The following is a 23,640-nucleotide window of genomic DNA, read 5'->3' as shown; positions in this document are numbered from 1 at the left end:
TGCATCCGTCGGTCAGCCGTCGTAACTGCGGAACGCGACGACCGCGTTGTGACCGCCGAAGCCGAACGAGTTGCTGATCGCGAGCTGCGGCCCCTCGCCGAGCGCCTGCGGCTCTCCGGAGAGCTTGAACGGGACGGCCGGGTCCTGCTCGGTCATGTTGATCGTCGGCGGGGCAACGCGGTCGCGCAGCGCGAGCACGGTGTAGACCGCCTCCAGCGCACCGGTGCCGCCGAGCAGATGACCGGTGGAGGCCTTCGTGCCTGATACCGGGATCTCGTCGATCCGCGCGCCGAACACCCGCTTCAGCGCCTCGTACTCGTTCGGGTCGCCGACCGGGGTCGAAGTGAGGTGCGCGTTGATGTGCGTGACCTCGGCGGGCGAGGCGCCCGCCTGCTCGAGTGCGGCCTCGACGGCCCGGGCCGCACCCGCGCCGGTCGGGTCGTTGCCGGTGATGTGGTACGAGTCGGCAGTGACACCGCCGCCCACGAGCTCGGCGTAGATCTTCGCGCCGCGGGCCTTGGCGTGCTCCTCGGTCTCGAGCACGAGTGCCGCACCGCCCTCGCCCATCACGAAGCCGTCGCGGTCGACGGCACCCGGACGCGACGCGCCCTCGGGGTCGTCGTTGCGACGGGAGAGCGCCTGGGCGGAGGCGAAGGAAGCCATCGTGATCGGGTGGATCGCGGACTCCGCACCACCGGCGATGACCACATCGGCCAGACCGTCCTGCAGGTGCTCGTAGGCGTTCGCGATCGACTCGGTGCTGGAGGCGCAGGCGCTGACGACGGTGCGGGCGAACGCCTTGGCGCCGAAGTGCAGCGACAGGTTGCCCGCGCCGGCGTTCGGCATCAGCATCGGGACCGTGAGCGGCATCACCCGGCGGGGGCCCTTCTCACGCAGCGTGTCCCACGCGTCGAGGAGCGTCCAGACGCCGCCGATGCCGGTCGCCCAGTCGATGCCGAGGCGCTCGGGTTCGATCTCCGGCGATCCGGCATCCTCCCACGCCTCGCGCGCGGCGATCAGCGCGAACTGGGTCGAGGGGTCGAGGCGCTTGGCCTCGTGCCGGGGCAGGACCTCCTCGGGGCGGACGGATGCCTCGGCGGCGAACTTCACGGGGATCTGGTACGTCTCGATCCACTCGTGCGGCAGGGTGTGCGCGCCGGGGACTCCCGCAAGCAGGTTCTGCCAGTTCTCCGGGGCCGTGCCGCCGAGGGCGGACGTGGCGCCGATACCGGTCACGACGATGCGCTTGGTCATGGATGGTTCCTTCGTGGGGATCGTTCAGGGACGGCGGATGCCACGCCCCGCAGGGTGTGCGGGGGTGGCATCCACGGGAATTACTCCGCGCCGGCGACGATGAAGCTGACGGCGTCGCCGACGGTCTTCAGGTTCTTGACCTCGTCGTCGGGGATGGTGACGCCGAACTTCTCCTCGGCGTTGACGACGATCGTCATCATCGAGATCGAGTCGATGTCGAGGTCGTCGGTGAACGACTTCTCCAGGGCGACCTCGGACGCGTCGATGCCGGTCTCGTCGGTGATGAGCTCAGCCAGGCCCGCGAGGACCTCGTCGTTGGTGAGAGCCATTTCTTTCCTCTTTCTTGGGGTGGTATTCGGAACCGGGAACAGTCTAGGGAACGGGTGCGCGTTCTCAGGGGAGGACGACGACCTGGGCGGCGAAGACCAGACCCGCGCCGAAGCCGATCTGCAGCGCGAGACCGCCCGAAAGCTCCGGGTGCTCCTGCAGCAGGCGGTGCGTCGCCAGCGGGATGGATGCTGCTGATGTGTTGCCGGTGGTCTCGATGTCGCGCGCGATGACGGTGGTCTCCGGCAGCTTGAGCTGCTTGGCGAACTCGTCGATGATGCGCATGTTGGCCTGGTGGGGGATGAAGGCGGCGAGGTCGGAGGCCTCGATGCCGGCACGGTCCAGAGCCTCGCGCGCGACCTTCGCCATCTCCCAGACAGCCCAGCGGAACACCTTCGGGCCCTCCTGGCGGAGCGTGGGCCAGGGGGCGGCGCCGTCGCGGAACTCCGTGAGGGTGTGGTTCATGCCCACTGCCTCGGCGTTGCTGCCGTCGGAGCCCCAGACCGCCGGCGAGATCGCCGGGGTGTCACTCGGGCCGACGACGGCGGCGCCGGCGCCGTCGCCGAGCAAGAACGAGATGCTGCGGTCGGTCGGGTCGACGATGTCGGAGAGCTTCTCCGCGCCGATGACCAGCGCGTAGTGCGCGGCGCCGCTGCGGATCAGGGCGTCGGCCTGGGTGATCGCGTAGGCATACCCTGCGCACGCGGCGTTGATGTCGTAGGCGGCTGCGGGGTTCGCGCCGACGCGATCGGCGACGATGGCCGAGACCGACGGCGACTGCTTGGGGTTGCTGATCGTGGCGACGATGACCAGGTCGATGTCGGACGGGTCGATGCCCGACTTCTCGATGGCTTCCTTGCCCGCGGCGGTGGAGAGGTCGATCGCGTCGGTCTCCGGCACGGCGCGGGTACGGGTGATGATGCCGGTGCGCTGGCGGATCCACTCGTCGCTGGAGTCGATCGGGCCGACCAGATCGTCGTTCGGGACCGCGTTCTCGCCACGCGCTGCGCCGTAGGAGTAGATGCGGGTGTACGCAGGACCGGTGGTGTGGGCGAGCGTGCGGGTCATGCTGCTTCTCCGTTCAGCAGCGCCACCGCCGCCTCGAGGTCTTCCGGGGTCTTGACGGCGACGTTCGGTACGCCGCGCAGGCCGCGCTTGGCAAGGCCGACGAGAGCGCCCGCCGGGGCGACCTCGATCAGGCCGGAGACGCCGGCCTCGGTCATCGACTCCATGCACAGGTCCCAGCGCACGGGCGACGACACCTGGGTGACGATGCGATCCAGGGCGTCGCGACCGTCCGCCACCACGGCGCCGTCGCGGTTGGACCAGAGGGTGACGGAGGGGTCCTCGGGAGTGACCTCGTCGACCGCGGCGCGCAGCGCCTCGACCGCGGGGGCCATGTACGAGGTGTGGAACGCGCCGGCGACCTCGAGGGCGCGGACGCGGCTGCCCTTGACCGGGTTCTCGGCGAGCCTGGCGAGGTTCTCCAGGGAGCCCGCCGCGACGATCTGGCCCGCGACGTTGTAGTTCGCGGGCGTCAGGTCGAGCTCGGCGAGCAGGGCGAGCACCTCGTCGGCGTCGCCTCCGAGCACGGCGCTCATGCCGGTGGGAGTGCGAGCGGCGGCATCCGCCATCGCGCGGCCGCGGATACCGACCAGGCGCATCGCGTCGATGCCGGTGATGACGCCCGCTGCGGCGACGGCGGCGAGCTCGCCGACCGAGTGCCCGGCGAGGCCGTCGGGGCGACGTCCGGCTCGCTCCGCGAGCTGTTTGCCGGCGACCATGGAAGCGGCGACGATGAGCGGCTGAGCGATTCGGGTGTCACGGATGGTGTCGGCGTCGGACTCGGTTCCGTGCTTGACCAGGTCGACCTCCGCGGCATCCGAGAAGGCGGCGAGCTGCTCGGCGACACCGTCGAGCTCGAGCCAGGGGGAGAGGAAGCCGGGGGTCTGAGAGCCCTGTCCAGGGCAGGCGACGACGATCACTCACCCATTCTGTCAACGATCACGCGGAAGCGGTGGATGATCTCTCACAACAATCGGCGATTCGTTTGTGCGTGGCGCACAGAGGTCAGCGCGGGCGTCGCCCCAGCGGGCGACGGCGCACCTGCTCGGCGGTTCCGATCGAGCCGAGGATGAGCGCGGTCTGCAGGATCAGCGCCTCACGCGGACCCGTGGCATCCCAGCCGATCACCTCGCTGACCCGCTTCAAGCGGTAGCGCACCGTGTTCGGGTGCACGAACAGCTCGCGGGCCGTGGCCTCGAGCGAGCGCCCGTTGTCGAGATAGCTCCACAGGGTGGTCACGAGGTCGGGGGAGTGCGCCTGGAGCGGGCGGTAGATCCGCTCGATCAGAGTCTGCTTCGCCAGCGCGTCGCCGGCGAGAGCGCGCTCGGGCAGCAGGTCGTCGGCCTCGACAGGTCGCGGCGCTCCACGCCAGGCCCGTGCGACGGCGAAACCCGCAAGTGCTGCGCGGGCACTCTGACCGGCATCCACCAGGGCCGCGACCGGCGGGCCGAGCACGACGTATCCGGGCCCGAAGGAAGGCTCCAGCCGGCTGGCGATCTCCTCGAAGGGCAGCTCGTCGACAGGCTCCTCACGACCGGGGAGGCGGGCGCGGCCGACCACCAGCACGAGCCGGGAGCCCTGCACGCCGATCAGCACGTCGACGGCGAGCTTGCGCGCCGTGCGGCGGACCGTGTCGACGTCGAACTGCGCCGGCGTCGTGCCGACGATGACGCTCACCTCGCCGTGGCCGTGCCAGCCGAGGGCCGCGATGCGGCTGGGCAGCTCCTCGTCGGCCTCGCCGGTGAGGATCGAGTCGACGACGAGGGCCTCGAGGCGGGCATCCCACAGACCGCGGGACTCAGCGGCGCGCGCGTATACGTCGGCGGCGGCGAAGGCGACATCGCGCGAGTACAGCAGGATCGCCTCGCGGATGTTCTCGTCCTTGCCCGCGGCCCGTTCCTCGGTGACGTCCACTGTCGCGCGGATCAACTGCAGGGTCTGCTGCAGGCTGACGCTGCGCAGCAGCTCACGAGGAGCAGCGGCGAAGAAGTCCGCGCCGATCCACGGCGTCGAACTCGGATCCTCGTACCACTGGATGAACGAGGTGATCCCGGCCTGGGCCACCAGCCCGACGGAGGACCGTCGGGCCGGTGGCATGTCGGCGTACCAGGGCAGCGTCTCCTCGAGGCGCTTGATCGTCGCCGTGGCCAGATCGCCGGAGATACGGCGCAGCCAGGCGAGGGAGGCAGCCTTGTCGACGGCCGGCGGAGGAGTCGCAGTCACCTGGTTCTCAGCTCTCGCCGCCCGCGTTCCCGCTGGTGCCGGCGTTCACGTTGTACAGGTCGTACTTCGCGATGGCCTGTCCGACGACCGAGCGCTCCACCTTGCCCTCATCCGCCAGCGCCTGGAGGGTGCGGACGACCATGGACGGACCGTCGATCTTGAAGAACCGGCGAGCGGCGGCACGGGTGTCGGCGAAGCCGAACCCGTCGGCGCCCAGCGTGTAGTAGGAACCGGGCACCCACTGGCGGATCTGGTCCTGCACGGCGTGCATGAAGTCGCTGGTCGCGATGACCGGACCCTCGGCGCCCTGCAGCTTCTGCGTCAGGTAGGCGACGCGCGGCTCCTGCTCGGGGTGCAGGAAGTTGTGCTCGTCGGCGGCGAGGCCGTCGCGGCGCAGCTCGTTCCACGAGGTCACCGACCAGACATCGGCGGTGACACCCCAGTCGTCGCGCAGCAGCTGCTGCGCCTCGAGCGCCCACGGCACGCCGACGCCGGAGGCGAACAGCTGTGCGCGGTGGCCCTCGCCGGAGCCGACCGAGATGCGATGCAGACCCTTGAGGATGCCCTCGACGTCGACATCCTCGGGCTCCGCCGGCTGGCGCATCGGCTCGTTGTACACGGTGATGTAGTACATGACGTCAGGGTCGGGGTGCGTGCCGCCGTACATCTGCTCGACACCGGCCTGCACGATGTGCGCGACCTCGTAGCCGAAGGCGGGATCGTAGACGAGCGTCGCCGGGTTGGTCGAGGCGAGCAGCGGTGAGTGACCGTCCGCGTGCTGGGTGCCCTCACCGGTCAGGGTGGTGCGGCCTGCGGTCGCGCCGATCACGAAACCGCGCGCCATCTGGTCGCCGGCAGCCCAGAAGGCGTCACCGGTGCGCTGGTATCCGAACATCGAGTAGAAGATGTAGATCGGGATCAGCGGCTCGCCGTGCGTCGCGTACGAGGTGCCCGTCGCGGTGAAGGCGGCGGTCGCACCGGCCTCGTTGATGCCGACGTGCATCAGCTGGCCCTGCGGGCTCTCCTTGTAGGCGAGGAGCAGCTCCCGATCGACCGAGGTGTAGTTCTGGCCGTTCGGGTTGTAGATCTTCGCCGTGGGGAAGTACGCGTCCATGCCGAACGTGCGGGCCTCATCCGGGATGACCGGCACGATCCGCTCGCCGAAGCCCTTCACGCGCATGAGGTCCTTGACCATGCGCACGAAGGCCATGGTCGTGGCGACCTCCTGGTTGCCGGAGCCCTTCTTCGGCAGCGAGTACGCCTTGTCGTCGGGCAGCTGCAGACCGACGTGCGTGCTGCGCCGCTCGGGCAGGAAGCCGCCCAGGTCGTGACGGCGGTCCAGCATGTACTGGATGGTCTCGTCCTTCTCACCCGGGTGGAAGTACGGCGGGCGGTACGGGTCGGCCTCGAGCTGCGCATCCGTGATCGGGATGTGCATGGTGTCGCGGAACAGCTTGAGGTCGTCCAGCGTCATCTTCTTCATCTGGTGGGTCGCGTTGCGGCCCTCGAAGTGCGGACCGAGGCCGTAGCCCTTGACGGTCTTCGCGAGGATGACGGTGGGCTGGCCCTTGTGCTCCATGGCCGCCTTGTACGCGGCGTAGACCTTGCGGTAATCGTGACCACCGCGGCGCAGCTGCCAGATCTGATCGTCGGTGAGGTCCTTGACCAGGGCGAGCGCGCGCTCGTCGCGACCGAAGAAGTTCTCGCGCACGTAGGCGCCGTTCTCGGCCTTGTACGTCTGGTAGTCGCCGTCGGGCGTGACGTTCATGAGGTTCAGCAGCGCACCCTCGGTGTCGCGGGCGAGCAGGTCGTCCCACTCGCGGCCCCAGACCACCTTGATGACGTTCCAGCCGGCGCCGCGGAAGAAGCTCTCCAGCTCCTGGATGATCTTGCCGTTGCCGCGGACCGGGCCGTCCAGACGCTGCAGGTTGCAGTTGATCACGAAGGTGAGGTTGTCCAGGCCCTCGTTCGCGGCGACCTGCAGCTGGCCGCGGGACTCGACCTCATCCATCTCGCCGTCGCCGAGGAACGCCCAGACGTGCGAGTCCGAGACGTCCTTGATGCCACGGTTGGCGAGGTACTTGTTCGTCATTGCCTGGTAGATCGCGTTGATCGGGCCGATGCCCATCGACACGGTCGGGAACTGCCAGAACTCCGGCATCATCCGCGGGTGCGGGTACGACGGCAACCCGTTCGGGGCGCCGGACTTCTCCTGGCGGAACGCGTCCATCTGCGTCTCGGTGAGACGACCCTCGAGGAAGGCTCGGGCGTACATGCCGGGGGAGGCGTGGCCCTGGTAGAAGATCTGGTCTCCGCCGTTGGCGTCGTCGCGACCCCGGAAGAAGTGGTTGTGACCGACCTCGTACAGCGACGCCGCGGAGGCGTAGGTGGAGATGTGGCCGCCGACACCGATGCCGGGGCGCTGGGCGCGGTGCACGGTGATCGCGGCGTTCCAGCGGATCCAGTGCCGGTAGCGGCGCTCGAGCTCCTCGTCGCCGGGGAACGCTGGCTCGTTCTCGGGGGCGATGGTGTTGATGTAGTCGGTGGTCGGAACCATCGGCACGCCCAGGTGCAGATCCTTGGAGCGCTTCAGCAGGCTGAGCATGATCTCTCGCCCGCGGCCGTGGCCCTTCGCATCGACGAGTTCATCGAGTGACTGCTGCCACTCGCCGGTCTCCTCCGGGTCGCTGTCCTGCGGGCCCTGCGAGTACGGATCCTGATCGTGAACGGTCACGGTCGACCTTTCGTCATGCTGGCAGATCATGCCAAGGGAACGGGATGCCGCATCGGTGAGCCTTGTCGGCTTCACACAACGCGCACTGTGCTCAGCCTATCCCTCCGCGGCGACGTCATGGCGCACCGTGAACCTGGCTAAAGTGGGACGCAGGCGCCTATAGCTCAGTTGGTTAGAGCACCTCGCTTACACCGAGGGGGTCGGGAGTTCGAGTCTCTCTGGGCGCACCATGTCCATCACCCCCGACGACTCCACACGCTGCCCGTGCTCCAGCGGTTCGCGCTTCGGCGAGTGCTGCGGCCCGGTCCTCGCCGGGAGACCGGCGCCGACCGCGGAGCGTCTGATGCGCTCGCGGTTCACGGCGTTCGCGGTCGGTGACGCGGCGTACCTGCTCAGGTCGTGGCATCCGTCCACCCGTCCTGAGGTGCTGGACCTCGACGAGGCGACCCGCTGGCTCTGGCTGGAGATCTCCGCGACCGAGGCCGGCGGGCCGTTCGACCGTGACGGCGTCGTCGCCTTCGTCGCGGCCTATCGCGACGCATCCGGCCAGGGCGAGCTGCGCGAGCGCAGCAGGTTCGTGAGAGAGGGACGGGACTGGTTCTACGTCGACGGCGATCTGGGCTGACACTGGGTAGATTGGACTTCGTGAACGCCACTCCCGAAAGCCAGCGCGCCCTGCTCGACATCGCCGATCTCGACCTGCGCATCGCGCGGGCCGCGAAGGCCGCGAAGAACCCCGCTCAAGGTGCCCGGATCTCCGAGCTCGCCGCGCAGCGGCAGGATCAGCTTCGCGAGCTGACCGCTCTCGCCGGCGTGCGGGATGACGCGCAGACCGAGCTGGCACGCGTCGAGTCGGATGTCGCTCTGGCCGAGAAGCGCCGCGATCGCGACGCCGAGCGACTCGCGACGGTGACCAGCCCGAAGGACGCCGTCGCGCTCGAGCAGGAGATCGCCAGTCTCGGTCAGCGACTCAGCTCGCTCGAGGATGTTCAACTGGAGCGCATGGGGGCCGTCGAGGAGGCGGATGCGGCGGTCGCGGCGCAGCAGGCACTGATCGACGCGACCAGTGCCGAGGGCGGCGAGCTCACACGTCAGGCCAAGGCCGACATGACCGCCGCCGAGGCCGAGGGCGAGCAGCTCGCCCGCGACCGTGCGGCCGTCGCCGGCGGCATCCCCGCCGAGCTGCTCTCGGACTACGACCGTCGCGCGGTGCGCACGATCCCGGCCGCCGCGCTGCTGCGCGCCGGCACCTGCGAGGGATGCCGGATGGTGCTCTCGGGCACCGACCTCACCGCGATCCGCCGTCAGGCCTCCGACGCGGTCGTCTCGTGCCCGGAGTGCGGTGCGATCCTGGTGCGCACCGAGGAATCCGGGCTCTGACCCCGGTCTGGTCCGTGACCGCGGGCGGTCGTCTGGCGTCGCGGCGAAACCCCGAGCTCTGTATGAGACCCAGGTGCGCGACGCACGTCTCGCGCAGAACCCGGGGTCTCACCCAGAACTCGCGGGGGACTCGGGGCCTCACCGGCAGGTGAGCGTCACTGCTCCTCGTGGGTGCGCGGGTCGGCGTCGAACAGACGCCCGTCGGCACGGCCGAGCGAGGTGATCCGTTCGACCTCCTCCGCGGTGAGCACGATGTCGCCGGCCGCGAGGTTCTGACGCTGATGCGCCGGGTCGGCCGCCTTCGGGATCGACACGACCCCACGGGCCTGGTGCCAGGCGAGCACCGTCTGCACCGTCGTCGCGCCATGTGCGCCGGCGATGTCGATGATCGCCTGCTCTTCGAGCACATCGCGGGCGCGACCGAGCGGGCTCCAGGCCTCGGTGATGATGCCGCGCTCCCGGTGGTACGCAAGGGCATCCTGCTGCGGGAAGTGCGGGTGCAGCTCGATCTGATTGACGACCGGACGCACGCCTGTGGCACCCTCGATCCGCTCGAGATGCTCGGGCAGGAAGTTCGAGACGCCGATCTGCCGGACCAGGCCGCGCTCCCTCGCATCGATCAGCGCCTGCCACGCCTCCACATACAGGTCGACACTCGGGTTCGGCCAGTGGATGAGCGCGATGTCGACCTGATCCACGCCGAGGCGGAACCCGCTCTCCTCGAGCGCCGTGCGCGCCCGACCGGCGGCATGGTGCCGGCCGGCGAGCTTGGTCGTGATGATGAGCTCGGCGGGGTCGACCGCGGCGCCGGCGACGCCCCAGCCGACGGCGCCTTCGTTCTCGTAATTGAAGGCGGTGTCGATCAGGCGGTAGCCGAGCTCGATGCCCTGGCGGACGGCGTCGGCCCCGGCCTCACCGCGCAGGTTGTAGGTGCCGAGCCCCTGCGGAGGCAGGGTGAACCCGTTGTGTGCGGTGAAGGCGGATGAGTCGGTCATGATGGCTCCCTCAGTCGGCGGTCGGTCTGGTCCTGCATTCCACGCTAGACGCTCGCGTCCCGGTGTCGCCGGTCTGGCGTAACGTCGAGACGTGAACGAACCGGATGCGACGGCGCAGCGCCCCGCCGCCGTCGCGCTGGGGCGCGATGCCACAGGCTCATGGGTGCTGGTGCGGTGCGATGCCGACGGCATCGAGCTCGACCGTGAGACCTGTCCTCCCGAGGACCTGGCCGCCGCCGTCGCGCGCGCGGAGCAGGCCACACCGCTGTGGGTCGTCCGGACGCTGCGGGAGACTTACCCGCCGCTGCTGGCTGCGGGCATCCGGCTGCGCCGCGCGCACGATCTGCTGCTCTGCCATGCGATCCTGCGCGACACCGCATCGCTGGCGCCGCCGGTGCCCGCATCCGCTCTCTGGCTCCGCACCGAGGCCGCGGAGCCGCGTCCGCAGGCGCTGTTCGAGGTGGAAGCGGCTGCTGCACCGGTCGACGGGATCGAGGAGCTGCTCGCCGAGTGGGCGCGCCAGCGCGCCGCACTCCGCCGCGCACCGGATGCCAGGCTCGATCTGCTCTGCCGGGCGGAGTCGACAGGGGCGCTGGTCGCCGAGGAGATGACGGCCGCCGGGCTGCCCTGGGACGTCGCCGCGCACGAACGACTGCTCGAAGACGCGCTGGGGCCGCGCCCTCTCACCGGTGCGCGCCCGGCGAAGATGGCGCGGCTCGCCGTCGAGGTGGCGGAGCAGCTGGGCGAGCGCGAGGTGCCGATCGACAGTCCGCCCCGCCTGCTGCGCTCGCTGCACCGTGCGGGGATCCTCGTCGAGTCGACCTCGCGGTGGGAGCTCGCCGAGCACGAGCATCCGGCTGTCGAACCGCTGCTCGCATACAAGAAGCTCGCGCGACTGCACACCGCGAACGGCTGGGCCTGGCTGCGGGAGTGGGTTCGCGACGGCCGGTTCCGCCCGATCTACCTGACCGGCGGGGTGGTCACCGGTCGCTGGGCATCCAGCGGTGGGGGAGCACTGCAGATCCCGCGCAGCCTCCGCCCCGCGGTCCGCGCGGATGCCGGGTGGCGGTTCGTACTGGCGGACGTCGCGCAGCTCGAGCCCCGGGTCCTCGCCGCGATGTCGCAGGATTCCGCAATGGCGGCTGCGGCACGCGGAGCGGATCTCTACGAGGGGGTGGTCCGCTCCGGTGCGGTGGCGACCCGCACCGAGGCGAAGTACGCGGTGCTGGGCGCGATGTACGGCGCGACGACGGGGGAGAGCGGTCGTCTGGTGCCCCGGCTGCGCAGGGTGTTCCCGAAGGCCATGGCGCTCGTCGACCGCGCCGCGCGCACGGGGGAGGAGGGCGGGGTCGTGTCCACCCTGCTGGGCCGCAGCTCGCCGCCCCCGGACGGAGCCTGGCGCGATGCGCAGTCCCGCGCCAGCGACCCCACAGCGGGCGGCGCGGAGGAGCGTCGGGCGCGCAGCCGCGCGCGGGACCGGGGGAGATTCACCCGCAACTTCGTCGTGCAGGGCACTGCCGCGGAGTGGTCGCTGCTGTGGCTGGCCGAGATCCGGCATCGGCTGTCGGCACTTCCCGCCGCGGAGTCGCCGGCACCGGCATCCGGTCCGGTGTTCCGGAGCACCGCCCATCTCGCGTTCTTCCTGCACGACGAGGTGATCGTGCACTGCCCTGCCGAGCAGTCGGATGCCGCGGCCGCGATCGTCAGGGCTGCCGCCGATGCGGCGACCGCACGCCTGTTCCCCGGGTTCGACATCGAGATCCCCCTCGATCTGCGCGTCGCGGATGACGCGGGCAAAGACGCCTAGAATCGAAGGGTGAACGGGTCGGCTGGACGGTCGCGTTGCGGGTGACCGCACCGAGGAACGTCCGGGCTCCACAGGGCAGGGCGGTGGGTAACACCCACCCGGAGCAATCCGCGAGACAGTGCCACAGAGAGCAGACCGCCTCGCAAGAGGTAAGGGTGAAAGGGTGGTGTAAGAGACCACCGGGGGCCGTGGTGACACGGCCCGCCAGGTAAACCTCGCCCGGAGCAAGGCCAGACAGAGGATGCTGACGCGGCTCGCCGAGTCCTCGGGTAGGCCGCTGGAGCGGCACGGCAACGTGTCGCCGAGAGAGATGACCGTCCACGGGGCGTGAGCCCCCGGACAGAACCCGGCGTACAGGCCGGCCCGTTCACCTCACACGACGAAGCCCCGGACTCCGTTCGGAATCCGGGGCTTCTGATGCGTCTTGAGGTCCCCGACAGATCGCCCGGGCGTGAGGCTCAGTCGGCGGCGAGCGACGCCGCGCCGATGATGCCGGACGAGTTCCGGTGGATCGCCGGGACGATCGGGGTGTTCAGCTCGAGCAGCGGGATGAACTTCTCCGGGTGCTTCGACACGCCGCCGCCGACCACGAACAGGTCGGGGCTGAACAGGAACTCGACGTGGCTGAAGAAGACCTGCAGCCGCGCCGACCACTCCTCCCAGGAGAGGTTCTCGCGCTCCATGGCGGAGTATGCGGTCCACTTCTCGATCGAGTCGGTGTCGACCGAGGTGCCGTTGTACAGAAGGTGGCCGAGTTCGGTGTTCGGCAGGAGCACGCCGTCGTAGAGGAACGCGGAGCCGATGCCGGTTCCGAGCGTCGCGAGGATGGTGAGGCCCTGCGCATCGCGCGCGGCGCCGTGGCGCACTTCGGCGACGCCGGCGGCATCCGCGTCGTTCACGAAGTGGATCTGGCGGCCGAGGCCGTCCTCGAAGAACTTCTCGGCCTCGAACCCGATCCAGTCCTTCGAGATGTTCGCGGCGGACAGCGTCTTGCCGTTCTTCACGATCGCCGGGAAGGCGACTCCGAGCGGCAGGTCCGAGTCGGCGACGCCGAGGGTGTCGAGCACCTGCTTGACGGCGGTCAGCACGTCGGCGGGAGCGGCGCCCTTCGGAGTGGGAACCCGAATGCGATCGGAGTCGAGAGTGCCGTGCGAGAGATTGACGATTCCCGCCTTGATGCCTGTGCCGCCGATGTCGACGCCGATCGCTTGTGCCATGACCATTAGCCTACCGAGAGCGCGACCCGACGTTAGGATCGTGACAACAGCTGACGAAGGGATGGGGCCATGCCCGAGGGTGACGACAAGTACTGGTACAACCTGACCACCAAGCAGGTCGAGTACGGCATGATCTCGACGTCCTACGACCGTGTCGGCCCGTTCGACACTGCGGCTGAGGCGGCCCGCGCTCCGGAGGTCATGACGGAGCGCTCGAACAAGTGGGCCGAGGAAGAAGCGGCCGAGAACGGCTGGGACTGACACCTATGGACAAACAGCGTGATTTCGTGCTGCGGACCATCGAGGAGCGCGGCGTAAAGTTCGTGCGCCTGTGGTTCACCGATGTGATCGGCACGCTGAAGTCGGTCGCGATCGCGCCGGCGGAGGTCGAGGGCGCATTCGCGGAGGGCATCGGCTTCGACGGGTCGGCGATCGAGGGGCTCACCCGCTCGTTCGAGTCGGATCTGCTGGCTCAGCCCGACCCGACGACCTTCCAGATCCTGCCGTGGCGGGGGGAGATCGACCCCACCGCTCGCATGTTCTGCGACCTGACCACGCCCGACGGGCAGCCCGCGGTCTCCGATCCGCGACACGTGCTGCGTCGCACGCTGGCGAAGGCGTCGGATGCCGGATTCACGTTCTACACGCATCCGGAGATCGAGTTCTACCTGCTGAAGTCCTCGCAGATCGGCCCGGAGGGACCGATCCCTGCGGACTCCGCGGGCTATTTCGACAACGTGCCAGGCGGCACCGCGCACGACTTCCGCCGCCGCGCGGTGCGGATGCTGGAGGACCTCGGCATCTCGGTGGAGTACAGCCACCATGAGGGCGGCCCCGGGCAGAACGAGATCGACCTGCGCTACGCCGACGCGCTCACGACGGCCGACAACATCATGACCTTCCGCACCGTCATCAAGGAGGTCGCGATCGAGCAGGGCGTGTACGCCACGTTCATGCCCAAGCCGCTCAGCGACCATCCGGGCAGTGGCATGCACACGCACATGTCGCTGTTCGAGGGCGACGTGAACGCGTTCTACGAGGAGGGCGCGCAGTATCAGCTCTCCCGCACCGGCCGGAACTTCATCGCCGGCCTGCTGCGACACGCCAACGAGATCGCGGCCGTCACGAACCAGTTCGTGAACTCGTACAAGAGGCTGTGGAGCGGCGGCGAGGCGCCCAGTTTCGTCACCTGGGGCCACCAGAACCGCTCCGCGCTCGTTCGCGTGCCGATGTACAAGCCGAACAAGGGCCAGTCCTCGCGTGTCGAGTACCGGGGCCTGGACTCCGCGACGAATCCGTATCTGGCGTACGCACTGATCCTCGCGGCCGGTCTGAAGGGCATCGAGGAGGAGTACGACCTGCCTCCGGAGGCCGAGGACAACGTGTGGACGCTGAGCGACGCCGAGCGTCGGGCGCTCGGCTACGCGCCGCTTCCGGCGAGCCTGGACCATGCGCTGGAGCTCATGGAGGACTCCGAGCTGGTGGCAGAGACCCTCGGTGAGCAGGTGTTCAACTACGTGCTTCTGAACAAGCGCAAGGAATGGGAGGCGTACCGCGGCCAGGTCACGCCGTTCGAGCTCAAGAGCAACCTCGAGCTGCTCTGATCCATGGCCCGCCAGGACGAGTCCGTCTCGCTGTCGGCGCTCGCCCGGCTCGGCTTCGCCGAGCTGAGCACGGCGTCGGCTGCACTGGAGGAGCTCGCGGCGCTGACCGGATCGTCGCGCGCCGCGCTCCTGGAGGGCGCGGGGGCGGCCGATCCGGACGCTGCGCTGGAAGGCCTGCTTCGGGTCGCCCGGCGCGCGCCAGGCGACCTCGCTCCGCTGCTGGCGGATGCCGGGGCGCGCTCGCGCGCCTGGCGACTGTTTGGCGCCTCCTCCGGCGTGGCGGAGTTCCTGCTGCGGCATCCGGAACATCTCGCGGTGCTCGCGGACCCCGCGCCGGCGCTGCCCGACGAACAGTCCATGCGCGAACGGACGCTGCACGCGGTGCGATCCGTCGACGGCGTCGCCGTCGATGGCGGCGAGGATGCGGTGATCGCGCTGCGCGTCGCCTACCGCCGGGTGCTCAGCGAGATCGCGCTCGTCGATGTGACATCCGATGATCCTGTGGGGCTGATCGACAAGGTCTGTGCGGCGTTGGCCGATGCCGCGGGTGCAGCGCTCGAAGGCGCTCTCGCGGTCGCGCGCGCTCGACTGTCGGAGTCGGTTCCCGTGGCCGAGGTAAAGGCCACCAGGCTCTCGATCATCGGCATGGGAAAGGCGGGGGCGCGCGAGCTGAACTACATCAGCGACGTCGACGTGATCTTCGTCGGCGGCACCGATGACGAGGAAGTCCTCGCCGAGTCCAGGGCGCTCGACCATGCCACCCGTCTCGCGCGCGACGTGATGGGCATCCTGTCAGGCATGGAGGTGGAGCCTCCGCTGTGGGAGGTGGATGCCGCGCTCCGGCCGGAAGGGAAGCACGGCGCGCTGGTGCGCTCGCTCGCCTCGCACCTGGCGTACTACGAACGCTGGGCGAAGAGCTGGGAGTTCCAGGCGCTGCTGAAGGCGCGGCCGCTGGCGGGCGACCACGTGCTCGGCGAGGAGTACCTCGCCGCCGTGCAGCCCCTGATCTGGTCCAGCGCCGCACGCGACGACTTCGTGGACAGCGTGCAGCAGATGCGCGAGCGCGTCACGGCGCACATCGACCCGGCGGACGCCGCATACCAGCTGAAGCTGGGGGAGGGCGGCCTGCGCGACATCGAGTTCACCGTGCAGCTGCTGCAGCTCGTGCACGGCCTCGCTGACGAGTCTCTGCGCGTGCGCGGCACTCTCGAGGCACTCGACGCGCTGCGCGATCGCGGGTACATCGGCCGCGCGGAGGCCGCCGTCTTCGGCGCCGACTACCGGATGCTGCGCCTGCTGGAGCATCGGCTGCAGCTGCGTGACCTGCGGCGCACCCACCTGATGCCCCGCACCGATGCCGGGCTGAGGGTGCTGGCGCGGGCCACCGGACTCTCCGACACCGCCGCCGGGATCTGGCGGCGGTGGGAGGCGATCCGCCGTGAGGTGCGCGAGCTGCACGTGCGGCTGTTCTACCGGCCGCTGCTCAGCGCGGTGGCGGCTCTCCCCGAGGAGGAGCGCACGCTGTCCGCCGCGCAGGCGCACGACAGGCTCGCAGCGATCGGCTTCCGCGATCCGGCGGGTGCGCTGCGTCACATCGGCGCGCTCACCGGAGGACTCAGCCGCAAGGCGGTGGTGCAGCGCTCCCTCATGCCGATCATGGTGCGATGGTTCGCCGACGGCAGCGACCCCGACTACGGCCTGATCGCGTTCCGCCGGATCAGCGAGCGCCTCGGAGACACCCCGTGGTTCCTGCGCATGCTGCGAGACTCCGCCGGCGCCGCCGAACGCCTGACTCGCGTCCTGTCCGGGTCGAAGTACATCGGCGAGCTGATGGAGTGGATTCCGGAATCCGTGGCCTGGCTCGACAGCGAGGCTCAGCTGCGGCCGCGTTCGGCCAAAGCCCTCGACGATGAGGCGCGGGCCATCCAGACCCGGCACAGCACCGTCGCCGACGCGGCCAAAGCGGTGCGCGCCATGCGCCGTCGTGAGCTGCTTCGCACGGCGATGGGTGCGGTGCTCGACGTGCTCACCATCGACCAGGTCGCGCAGGCCCTCACCGACATCACCGGCGCGGCGATCCAGGCCGCGCTCCGGGCGGTGTGGCGCGAGACCGTGCCGCCCGAGCATGAGGCCCTCGACTTCGCCGTCATCGGCATGGGCCGGTTCGGCGGCGCCGAGCTCGGCTTCGGATCGGATGCCGACGTGCTCTTCGTGTACGACGCGAACGGTGTCGACCCGCAGACCGCGCAGCGCCTGTCCGCCAAGGTCGTCGCGGGGCTGCGCGAGCACCTCACGGATCACAGGCTGCCGCTCGAGCTCGACGCGGATCTTCGGCCGGAGGGCCGCAACGGTCCGATGGTCCGTTCGATCGACGCGTATGCGGAGTACTACCGGCGCTGGTCGCTGTCGTGGGAGGCCCAGGCGCTGCTGCGGGCACGGGGCGTCGCCGGGAGCGCCAAGCTCACCGCGCGGTTCATGGAGCTGGCCGACGGCATCCGCTACCCGGAGTCGATCGGGCTCCAGGACGTCCGCGAGATCAAGCGGATCAAAGCCAGGGTCGAAGGAGAGCGGCTCCCGCAGGGCGCCGATCCGCGCCGCCACCTCAAGCTCGGCCCCGGCACGCTCAGCGACGTGGAATGGATGGCACAACTGCTGCAGCTGCAGCACGCCGCCGCCCTGCCGGGGCTGCGCACGACGTCGACGCTGGGCGCGCTCTCCGCTGCAGAGGATGCGGGGCTGCTGCCTGCCTCGGCCGTGACCCGTTTGAGCGAGGCGTGGCTGATGTCCAGCCGGCTGCGATCTGCGATCACGCTGTACACGGGCAAGGCGACCGACATCCTGCCGGCCGATCGTCGCGAGCTGGACGCCGTCGCGAGGCTTCTCGGCTATCCGGATCGCTCGGCGACGCAGCTCGACGAGGACTACCTGCGGGTCACCCGGCGCGCCCGGCGCGTGTTCGAGAAGCACTTCTACGGCTGACCGAGAGGATCGCATGATGAGCTCCGTCCGAGGCCTGCTGCGCGCCGTGCCCGCGCTCACCGGAACGGCGCCGTCGTTCGATCCGCTCTCCGCACCGGATGACCCCGTGGCGCTCTTCCTCGTCTGGTGCGACGAGGCGCTGGCTGCCGGAATCGCCGAGCCCCATACGATGACCCTGTCGACCGTCGACGAGGAGGGACGCCCGGATGCCCGGACGCTGATCCTCAAGGACGTCGACCGGCTGGGATGGGCGTTCGCGAGCACGCGCTCGTCTGCCAAGGGGCATCAGCTCGCGGTGCATCCGGCGGCGGCGCTGAGTTTCTGGTGGCAGGCGCAGGTGCGCGCGGTGCGCGTGCGCGGGCCGGTCGTGCGGGCGGCCGAGGAGGAGTCCGCCGCAGATCTCGCGGCGCGCTCCGCAGCGGCCCGCGAGGGTGTCGCCGAGGGGGACTGGGCAGTCTGGCGCGTGGTGCCCGAGCAGATCGAGTTCTGGCAGGGATCGGCGGATCGCCGGCACCTGAGGCTGGTGTACGAGCGACGGGGCGACGGCTGGTCGCACGCCGTGCGGAGCGGTGAACAGAGAGAGGATGCAGGATGACCGACAGTTACGAAGTCACTCAGATCGGTGGTCTGGACGATTGGCGGGGCCACTTCGGCGGGTTCGACGAGAACCGATCACGGGATGGCCGCCGGGTGGTCGACCATGAACTGACCATGCAGTACATCGGCATGACCGCCAACGCACTGCTGCCGGGGGAGCAGGCCGGTTACTGGCACGCGCACAGCCGCGTGGAGGAGCTCTACGTCTTCCTTGACGGACGAGGCCAGATGGGCCTCGACGATGATGTCGTCGATGTCGGGCCCGGCACGGTCGTTCGAGTCGGCCAGAACGTCTGGCGCACCTGGCGGGCGCTGCCGGACAGCCCCGGAGAGCTGCGCTGGCTCTGTATCCGTGCCGGAGGCGAGGAGCTGCCGCACATGCCGAATGACAGCACGCGTGCGCCCGAACGGCCGATGCCGTGGTGACGGCGCTCGAGACCCTGCACGGCCGCTGGGCGGGCGAGGAAGAGGTGTTCGCCACTGCGTGGACGCCGGCGGGGCGTGCACAGGCGGAGCTGGTGCTCGCCGCCGGCCCGAGCGACGCCCTGATCGTCGACTACTCCGAGACGCGCACGGACGGCTCGATGACGGGGCACGGCGTCGTCCACGGAGACGGCTGGTGGTGGTTCGACTCCTACGGGTTCGTGCCTGCCGCGCCGGGCACAGCTGCGTGGATCGACGGAGAGCTCGTCCTGGAGCGGAGTTCGGAGCGCGGCCGCAACGTCATGCGCCTGGCATCCGATGGCAAGGTGCTGACGATGCACCTGGCCGCAGCATCCGGCGACGGCGAGCTGCAGCCGCTCGTGTCGGGTGTGTACCGGAGCGTCGGGGCGTGATCGCAGGGGCCGTGCGCGGGGCATCGTGACGCCCGGCCCCTGCGATGCTCAGCGGTTCTTGTCGTCGCGCCAGGCGATCCAGTCTTGGACGCGGGCGAGGTCGTAGTCCGGGCCGGAGATGCCGATGGTGAAGAGGGTTGCGCCGAGGGCGTACTGCTGCTCGACCTCGTCCAGACTGCGGTTGCCGATCTCCGTGGAGATCTCGATCTGAGTCGTGTCCCGGCCGACAGCACGACCGTGATCCGCGAGAATGCCGAGCTTGCGCTCGAGAGTGGCCGCGTCGCTGAACGAGTGCCAGATGTCGGCGTGCTGCGCCACGATCCGCAGCGTCTTCTTCTCGCCGCCCCCTCCGATGAGAACGGGGATGTGACGGGTCGGGGGCGGGTTCAGCCTTGCCCACCGGCCTTCGATGATCGGAAGATCCCTCGCGAGCGCGTCCAGGCGACTGCCCACGGTTCCGAACTCAAAGCCGTACTCGTCGTAGTCGCGCTCGAACCAGCCCGATCCGGTGCCGAAGATGAACCGGCCCTGACCGCCCTTCGCGCTGATGTGGTCGATCGTGCGCGCCATGTCCGCCTGCAGATTCGCGTTCCGGTAACTGTTGCAGTTGACCAGCGCACCGATCTCGACACGGCTGGTCTGCTCCGCCAGGGCCGCGAGCATCGTCCACGACTCGAAGTGCAGGCCGTCAGGCTCTCCTCGGAGCGGGAAGAAGTGATCCCAGTTGAACAGCACGTCGACGCCGAGGTCCTCGAGCGCCGCCGCGGTGTCGCGGAACCTCTCGTAGGGCGCGTGCTGAGGCTGGATCTGCACGCCGATGCGGACGGGGCGGTGTTCAGACGTCATGTGTTCCTCCAGGTCGACTCTATGGGAATGCCCCGCCTCCCAAGGGGAAGGCGGGGCATTCACTGGTCAGGCGTTGATCACACGCCGTAGTACAGCTCGAACTCGTACGGGTGCGGGCGCTGCGCCATCGGCAGGATCTCGTTGTTGTACTTGTAGTCGATCCAGGTGTCGATGAGCTCCTGGGTGAACACGCCGCCCTCGAGCAGGAAGTCGTGGTCGTTGCGGAGAGCCTCGAGCGAGTCCAGCAGCGAGTTCGGCACCTGCGGGATGTTCTTGGCCTCCTCCGGCGGCAGCTCGTAGAGGTCCTTGTCGATCGGCTCCATCGGCTCGATGCGGTTGCGGATGCCGTCGAGGCCGGCCATCAGCTGCGCGGCGAACGCGAGGTACGGGTTGCCCGAGGCATCCGGAACGCGGAACTCGATGCGCTTGGCCTTCGGGTTCGAGCCGGTCAGCGGGATGCGGATCGCGGCGGAGCGGTTGCCGGCGGAGTAGGCCAGGTTCACCGGCGCCTCGAAGTGCTTCACCAGACGGTGGTAGCTGTTCAGGGTCGGGTTGGTGAAGGCGAGCACGGCGTGCGCGTGCTTGAGCAGACCGCCGATGTACCAGCGGGCGGTGTCGCTGAGCTGGCCGTAGCCGTTCTCGTCGAAGAACAGCGGCTTGCCGTCCAGCCACAGCGACTGGTGCGTGTGCATGCCCGAGCCGTTGTCGCCGTACAGCGGCTTCGGCATGAACGTGACGGTCTTGCCCCACTCCTCGGCCGTGTTCTTGATGATGTACTTGAACTTCAGGATGTCGTCGGCCGCATGCACCATGGTGTCGAAGCGGTAGTTGATCTCCTGCTGCCCCGCGGTGCCCACCTCGTGGTGCGATCGCTCGAGGTGGAAGCCGGCGTCGATCAGGCGCAGCGTCATGTCGTCGCGCAGGTCGGCGGTCTTGTCGACCGGCGCGACCGGGAAGTATCCGCCCTTGAACGGGGTCTTGTTCCCGAGGTTGCCGCCCTCCTCCTCGCGGCCGGAGTTCCACGCGGCCTCCTCGGAGTCGACCTTGTAGAAGCTCTCACCCGAGGTGACGGAGTAGCGCACGTCGTCGAAGATGTAGAACTCCGCCTCGGGGGCGAAGTACGCGGTGTCGGCGATGCCGGTGGAGGCGAGGTACTTCTCGGCCTTCTTGGCGACCTGGCGCGGGTCCTTCGAGTAGATCTCGCCGGTGCGCGGGTTGTAGATGTCGAACACCATCACGATGGTGCTCGCCTCGCGGAAGGGGTCGATGTACGCGGTGGTCACGTCGGGGATGAGCTGCATGTCGGACTCGTGGATCGACGCGAAGCCGCGGATCGAGGAGCCGTCGAAGAGCTGTCCGTCCCGGAAGAAGTCCTCGTCGACCGTGGAGGCCGGGATGTTGAAGTGCTGCTGCACACCTGGCAGGTCGGTGAAGCGGATGTCAAGGAACTTGACGTCGTTCTCCTTGATGTAGGCGAGCAGCTCGGACGGTTCACTGAACATGTAGCACTCCTGTGGAAGGGATTCGGGGGACTTGGCCCACGAGGCAGATTACGGAGAGGCGGTTTCCCCGCCGTGTCTGCCGTGTTTCGAGCATGTTACAGGCGACGCCTAAGCTGGAACCGTGACGGATGCTGTGAACACGTACCCCGGAGAGCGCCTCGGAATGCCGCAGACGGGGCCTGGGAGCATCGCCCGCGTCGGTCGCCGCATCGGTGCGCTGGCGATCGATTACCTGGCAGCCACGATCATCGCGATCGGCTTCCTCGGTTACAACCAGTTCGATCTGCCCGCCGAGGCCGGGTGGCGTCAGTTCGCGCCGATGATGGTGTTCGCCGTGATGCAGATCCTGTTCATCCCCACCGCGGGCGGCAGCCCTGGGCACCGCATCCTCGGCATGCGCGTGATCCGGCTGGGCGGCGGCTGGTCGGGGCTGTGGCGGCCGATCATCCGCACGCTGCTGCTCGTGGTCGTGATCCCCGCGGTCATCTGGGACGCAGATCAGCGGGGCCTGCATGACAAGGCATCAGGGCTGGTGCTGATCCGCGCCTGACCGCTACGAGGTGGCGGAGCCTGTCGCAGGGTCCTTGCCGCGGTTGCGGCGGCGTGCCTCCTTTGGTGCGCGCCCGCCGAGGAACGACCGCGCCGGGTCGACGACGAAGCCCTGACGCAGCGCCTCGCGTCCGACCAGCATGCGGAAGCCCATCTCATCGCGATTGGTGAGCGTGACCTCGGCGGTGACTTCCTGGTCGACCAGGCGCACCACCAGCTGCACCACCAGACGGATCTCGGTGTGCCCAGAAGAGCTGCGCACCTCGCGACGATCATGCACCGGGTACTCGGCGCGCACGGCGTCGGCGAAGGTGTCCTGCCAGGGGTTCACCCGGAAGCGGACCCACTCGGCGCCGTCGCGAGTGAACTCCTCGACATCGAATGCGTGCAGCGAGGAGGTGCGCGCGCCGGTGTCGATCTTCGCCTTGATCCACGCCACGCCGAGATCGGGCAGCGCGACCCACTCACGCCACCCCGTGAGCGTGTTTGAATGAGAAGACCGACCCATCCCTACATCCTGGCAGGAATCCCCGTTGAAGATCGCCGTCCTCTCCCGAGCGCCGCAGTCCTACTCCACCCAGCGTCTTCGTGCTGCAGCGCAGCAGCGCGGGCACAACGTCAAGGTCCTGAACACCCTGCGGTTCGCGATCGATCTGACAGCGGATGAACCGGACCTGTTCTATCGCGGCAAGCAGCTCAGCGACTACGACGCGATCCTGCCGCGCATCGGCAATTCGATCACGTACTTCGGGACCGCCGTGGTGCGGCAGTTCGAACAGATGGACGTCTACACGCCGAACACGGCCAACGGCATCTCCAGCGCGCGCGACAAGCTGCGCGCGAACCAGATCCTGTCGCGGCACAACATCGCGATGCCGGCGACAGCCTTCGTGCGCAATCGCGCGGACGTGCGTCCGGCGATCGAACGGGTCGGTGGAGCACCGGTGGTCATCAAGCTCCTGGAGGGCACCCAGGGCATCGGCGTGATCCTCGCGCCGCAGGTGAAGGTGGCCGAGGCGATCATCGAGACACTGCACTCGACGAAGCAGAACGTGCTGATCCAGAAGTTCATCGCCGAGTCGCGCGGGCGCGACATCCGTGCCCTGGTCGTCGGCGGGCGTGTCGTCGCAGCCATGCGACGGGTCGCTGACGGCGACGAGTTCCGCTCCAACGTGCACCGCGGCGGCCGGGTGGAGCCGGTCACCCTCGACCCGGTGTACGAGCAGACGGCGGTGCGCGCGGCCCAGATCATGGGCCTGCGGGTCGCCGGCGTCGACATGCTCGAGGGCGAGGACGGTCCGCTGGTCATGGAGGTCAACTCCTCTCCGGGACTGCAGGGAATCGAAGCGGCCACCAAGCTCGACGTCGCGGGCGCGATCATCGACTACATCTCCGAGCAGGTCGCCTTCCCCGACATCGACGTCCGTCAGCGGCTGAGCGTGTCGACCGGATACGGCGTCGCCGAGCTCGTCATGCACTCCGGTGCCGAGCAGGTCGGCAAGCAGCTCGGAGACCTGGGACTGTGGGACCGCGACATCACCGTGCTCACCCTGCACCGCGGCGTGACCGTCATCCCGAATCCGCGTAAGCACGTCGTGCTGGAGGCGGGGGACCGGCTGCTCTGCTTCGGCAAACTCGATGAGATGCGCTCGATGATTCCGGAGCGACCGCGCCGGCGCGCGAAGGTGCGCCGACTGCCCAAGCAGCCGCTCGGCGAATGATGGC

General features: G+C 69.2%; 22 protein-coding genes, 1 tRNA gene and 1 other RNA gene. 13 read left to right on the top strand and 11 right to left on the bottom strand.

Annotated elements, in window-relative coordinates:
• Positions 1–12: 12 nt before the first annotated feature.
• The 6 genes from ACFVDO_RS02920 to aceE all read right to left on the bottom strand — a co-directional run bounded on the left by ACFVDO_RS02920 (position 13) and on the right by aceE (position 7,603).
• A complete protein-coding gene (locus tag ACFVDO_RS02920; protein WP_378859488.1) occupies positions 13–1,254 on the bottom strand; it encodes a beta-ketoacyl-[acyl-carrier-protein] synthase family protein in 1,242 nt (413 codons plus the stop codon).
• An 80-nt stretch (positions 1,255–1,334) separates the two neighbouring features.
• The gene (locus ACFVDO_RS02915) at positions 1,335–1,583 is read right to left on the bottom strand and encodes an acyl carrier protein (RefSeq protein WP_116242207.1); all 249 of its coding nucleotides are present in this window, start codon (positions 1,581–1,583) and stop codon (positions 1,335–1,337) included.
• A 64-nt stretch (positions 1,584–1,647) separates the two neighbouring features.
• The gene (locus ACFVDO_RS02910) at positions 1,648–2,649 is read right to left on the bottom strand and encodes a beta-ketoacyl-ACP synthase III (RefSeq protein ID WP_378859489.1); all 1,002 of its coding nucleotides are present in this window, start codon (positions 2,647–2,649) and stop codon (positions 1,648–1,650) included.
• On the bottom strand, positions 2,646–3,566 hold the full coding sequence (locus tag ACFVDO_RS02905; protein WP_378859490.1) for an ACP S-malonyltransferase: 921 nt from the start codon (positions 3,564–3,566) through the stop codon (positions 2,646–2,648). The genes ACFVDO_RS02910 and ACFVDO_RS02905 overlap by 4 nt, the downstream gene beginning before the upstream one ends.
• An 85-nt stretch (positions 3,567–3,651) precedes the next feature.
• The gene (locus ACFVDO_RS02900; RefSeq protein ID WP_378859491.1) at positions 3,652–4,869 is read right to left on the bottom strand and encodes a PucR family transcriptional regulator; all 1,218 of its coding nucleotides are present in this window, start codon (positions 4,867–4,869) and stop codon (positions 3,652–3,654) included.
• Positions 4,870–4,876: 7 nt separating this feature from the next.
• Complete coding sequence (gene aceE, locus ACFVDO_RS02895; protein WP_378859492.1) at positions 4,877–7,603, bottom strand: pyruvate dehydrogenase (acetyl-transferring), homodimeric type; 2,727 nt, start codon at positions 7,601–7,603, stop codon at positions 4,877–4,879.
• A gap of 153 nt (positions 7,604–7,756) precedes the next feature.
• Between aceE and ACFVDO_RS02890 the strand changes: the two genes are divergently transcribed.
• The 3 genes from ACFVDO_RS02890 to ACFVDO_RS02880 all read left to right on the top strand — a co-directional run bounded on the left by ACFVDO_RS02890 (position 7,757) and on the right by ACFVDO_RS02880 (position 8,983).
• Positions 7,757–7,833, top strand: a tRNA-Val gene (locus ACFVDO_RS02890).
• The gene (locus tag ACFVDO_RS02885; RefSeq protein WP_378859493.1) at positions 7,833–8,228 is read left to right on the top strand and encodes a YchJ family protein; all 396 of its coding nucleotides are present in this window, start codon (positions 7,833–7,835) and stop codon (positions 8,226–8,228) included. Before ACFVDO_RS02890 ends, ACFVDO_RS02885 begins: the two co-directional genes overlap by 1 nt.
• Before the next feature lie 20 nt (positions 8,229–8,248).
• Complete coding sequence (locus tag ACFVDO_RS02880; RefSeq protein ID WP_378859494.1) at positions 8,249–8,983, top strand: zinc ribbon domain-containing protein; 735 nt, start codon at positions 8,249–8,251, stop codon at positions 8,981–8,983.
• A 155-nt stretch (positions 8,984–9,138) separates the two neighbouring features.
• Here the strand turns inward: ACFVDO_RS02880 and ACFVDO_RS02875 are convergent, their stop codons facing one another.
• On the bottom strand, positions 9,139–9,978 hold the full coding sequence (locus tag ACFVDO_RS02875) for an aldo/keto reductase (RefSeq protein ID WP_378859495.1): 840 nt from the start codon (positions 9,976–9,978) through the stop codon (positions 9,139–9,141).
• Between the two features lie 91 nt (positions 9,979–10,069).
• On the opposite strand from ACFVDO_RS02875, the gene ACFVDO_RS02870 reads away from it, so the two are divergent.
• Positions 10,070–11,785, top strand: a complete 1,716-nt coding sequence (locus tag ACFVDO_RS02870; RefSeq protein WP_378859496.1) for a bifunctional 3'-5' exonuclease/DNA polymerase — start codon at positions 10,070–10,072, stop codon at positions 11,783–11,785.
• A 14-nt stretch (positions 11,786–11,799) separates the two neighbouring features.
• Positions 11,800–12,155: RNase P RNA component class A (gene rnpB, locus ACFVDO_RS02865), an RNA gene on the top strand.
• Positions 12,156–12,243: 88 nt separating this feature from the next.
• Here the strand turns inward: rnpB and ppgK are convergent.
• A complete protein-coding gene (gene ppgK, locus ACFVDO_RS02860; RefSeq protein WP_378859497.1) occupies positions 12,244–13,002 on the bottom strand; it encodes a polyphosphate--glucose phosphotransferase in 759 nt (252 codons plus the stop codon).
• A gap of 69 nt (positions 13,003–13,071) precedes the next feature.
• Between ppgK and ACFVDO_RS02855 the strand changes: the two genes are divergently transcribed.
• Genes ACFVDO_RS02855 through ACFVDO_RS02830 form a run of 6 tightly spaced genes read left to right on the top strand, consistent with a single transcriptional unit; the run spans position 13,072 to position 19,018 of the window.
• Positions 13,072–13,263: an SPOR domain-containing protein gene (locus ACFVDO_RS02855; RefSeq protein ID WP_378859498.1), complete on the top strand. Its 192-nt coding sequence runs from the start codon at positions 13,072–13,074 to the stop codon at positions 13,261–13,263.
• A gap of 5 nt (positions 13,264–13,268) precedes the next feature.
• Entirely contained in the window at positions 13,269–14,606 is a 1,338-nt protein-coding gene (locus ACFVDO_RS02850; RefSeq protein WP_378859499.1) for a glutamine synthetase family protein, read from the top strand.
• A gap of 3 nt (positions 14,607–14,609) precedes the next feature.
• Complete coding sequence (locus ACFVDO_RS02845) at positions 14,610–17,585, top strand: bifunctional [glutamine synthetase] adenylyltransferase/[glutamine synthetase]-adenylyl-L-tyrosine phosphorylase (protein ID WP_378859500.1); 2,976 nt, start codon at positions 14,610–14,612, stop codon at positions 17,583–17,585.
• Positions 17,586–17,601: 16 nt separating this feature from the next.
• A complete protein-coding gene (locus ACFVDO_RS02840; protein WP_378859501.1) occupies positions 17,602–18,180 on the top strand; it encodes a pyridoxal 5'-phosphate synthase in 579 nt (192 codons plus the stop codon).
• Entirely contained in the window at positions 18,177–18,608 is a 432-nt protein-coding gene (locus tag ACFVDO_RS02835; protein WP_378859502.1) for a cupin domain-containing protein, read from the top strand. The genes ACFVDO_RS02840 and ACFVDO_RS02835 overlap by 4 nt, the downstream gene beginning before the upstream one ends.
• Positions 18,605–19,018 (top strand): hypothetical protein, encoded by a 414-nt coding sequence (locus tag ACFVDO_RS02830; protein ID WP_378859503.1) that lies wholly within the window; start codon positions 18,605–18,607, stop codon positions 19,016–19,018. Before ACFVDO_RS02835 ends, ACFVDO_RS02830 begins: the two co-directional genes overlap by 4 nt.
• Before the next feature lie 48 nt (positions 19,019–19,066).
• Here ACFVDO_RS02830 and ACFVDO_RS02825 read toward each other — a convergent pair whose 3' ends face one another.
• Positions 19,067–19,864 (bottom strand): LLM class F420-dependent oxidoreductase, encoded by a 798-nt coding sequence (locus tag ACFVDO_RS02825; protein WP_378859504.1) that lies wholly within the window; start codon positions 19,862–19,864, stop codon positions 19,067–19,069.
• A 77-nt stretch (positions 19,865–19,941) separates the two neighbouring features.
• Positions 19,942–21,366, bottom strand: coding sequence for a type I glutamate--ammonia ligase (gene glnA / locus ACFVDO_RS02820; RefSeq protein ID WP_378859505.1), 1,425 nt, complete (start codon positions 21,364–21,366; stop codon positions 19,942–19,944).
• A gap of 163 nt (positions 21,367–21,529) precedes the next feature.
• On the opposite strand from glnA, the gene ACFVDO_RS02815 reads away from it, so the two are divergent.
• Positions 21,530–21,916, top strand: a complete 387-nt coding sequence (locus ACFVDO_RS02815) for an RDD family protein (RefSeq protein WP_378859508.1) — start codon at positions 21,530–21,532, stop codon at positions 21,914–21,916.
• A 3-nt stretch (positions 21,917–21,919) separates the two neighbouring features.
• On the opposite strand, the gene ACFVDO_RS02810 is transcribed toward ACFVDO_RS02815, so the two are convergent.
• Positions 21,920–22,423, bottom strand: coding sequence for an ATP-dependent zinc protease (locus tag ACFVDO_RS02810; protein WP_378859506.1), 504 nt, complete (start codon positions 22,421–22,423; stop codon positions 21,920–21,922).
• 25 nt (positions 22,424–22,448) lie between these two features.
• Between ACFVDO_RS02810 and ACFVDO_RS02805 the strand changes: the two genes are divergently transcribed.
• Entirely contained in the window at positions 22,449–23,636 is a 1,188-nt protein-coding gene (locus ACFVDO_RS02805; RefSeq protein ID WP_378859507.1) for a RimK family alpha-L-glutamate ligase, read from the top strand.
• Positions 23,637–23,640: the final 4 nt, after the last annotated feature.

The sequence above is a fragment of the Microbacterium sp. NPDC057741 genome (genome assembly GCF_042798735.1).
Lineage (GTDB): Bacteria > Actinomycetota > Actinomycetes > Actinomycetales > Microbacteriaceae > Microbacterium.
This window is presented reverse-complemented; position numbering and strand designations above follow the sequence as displayed.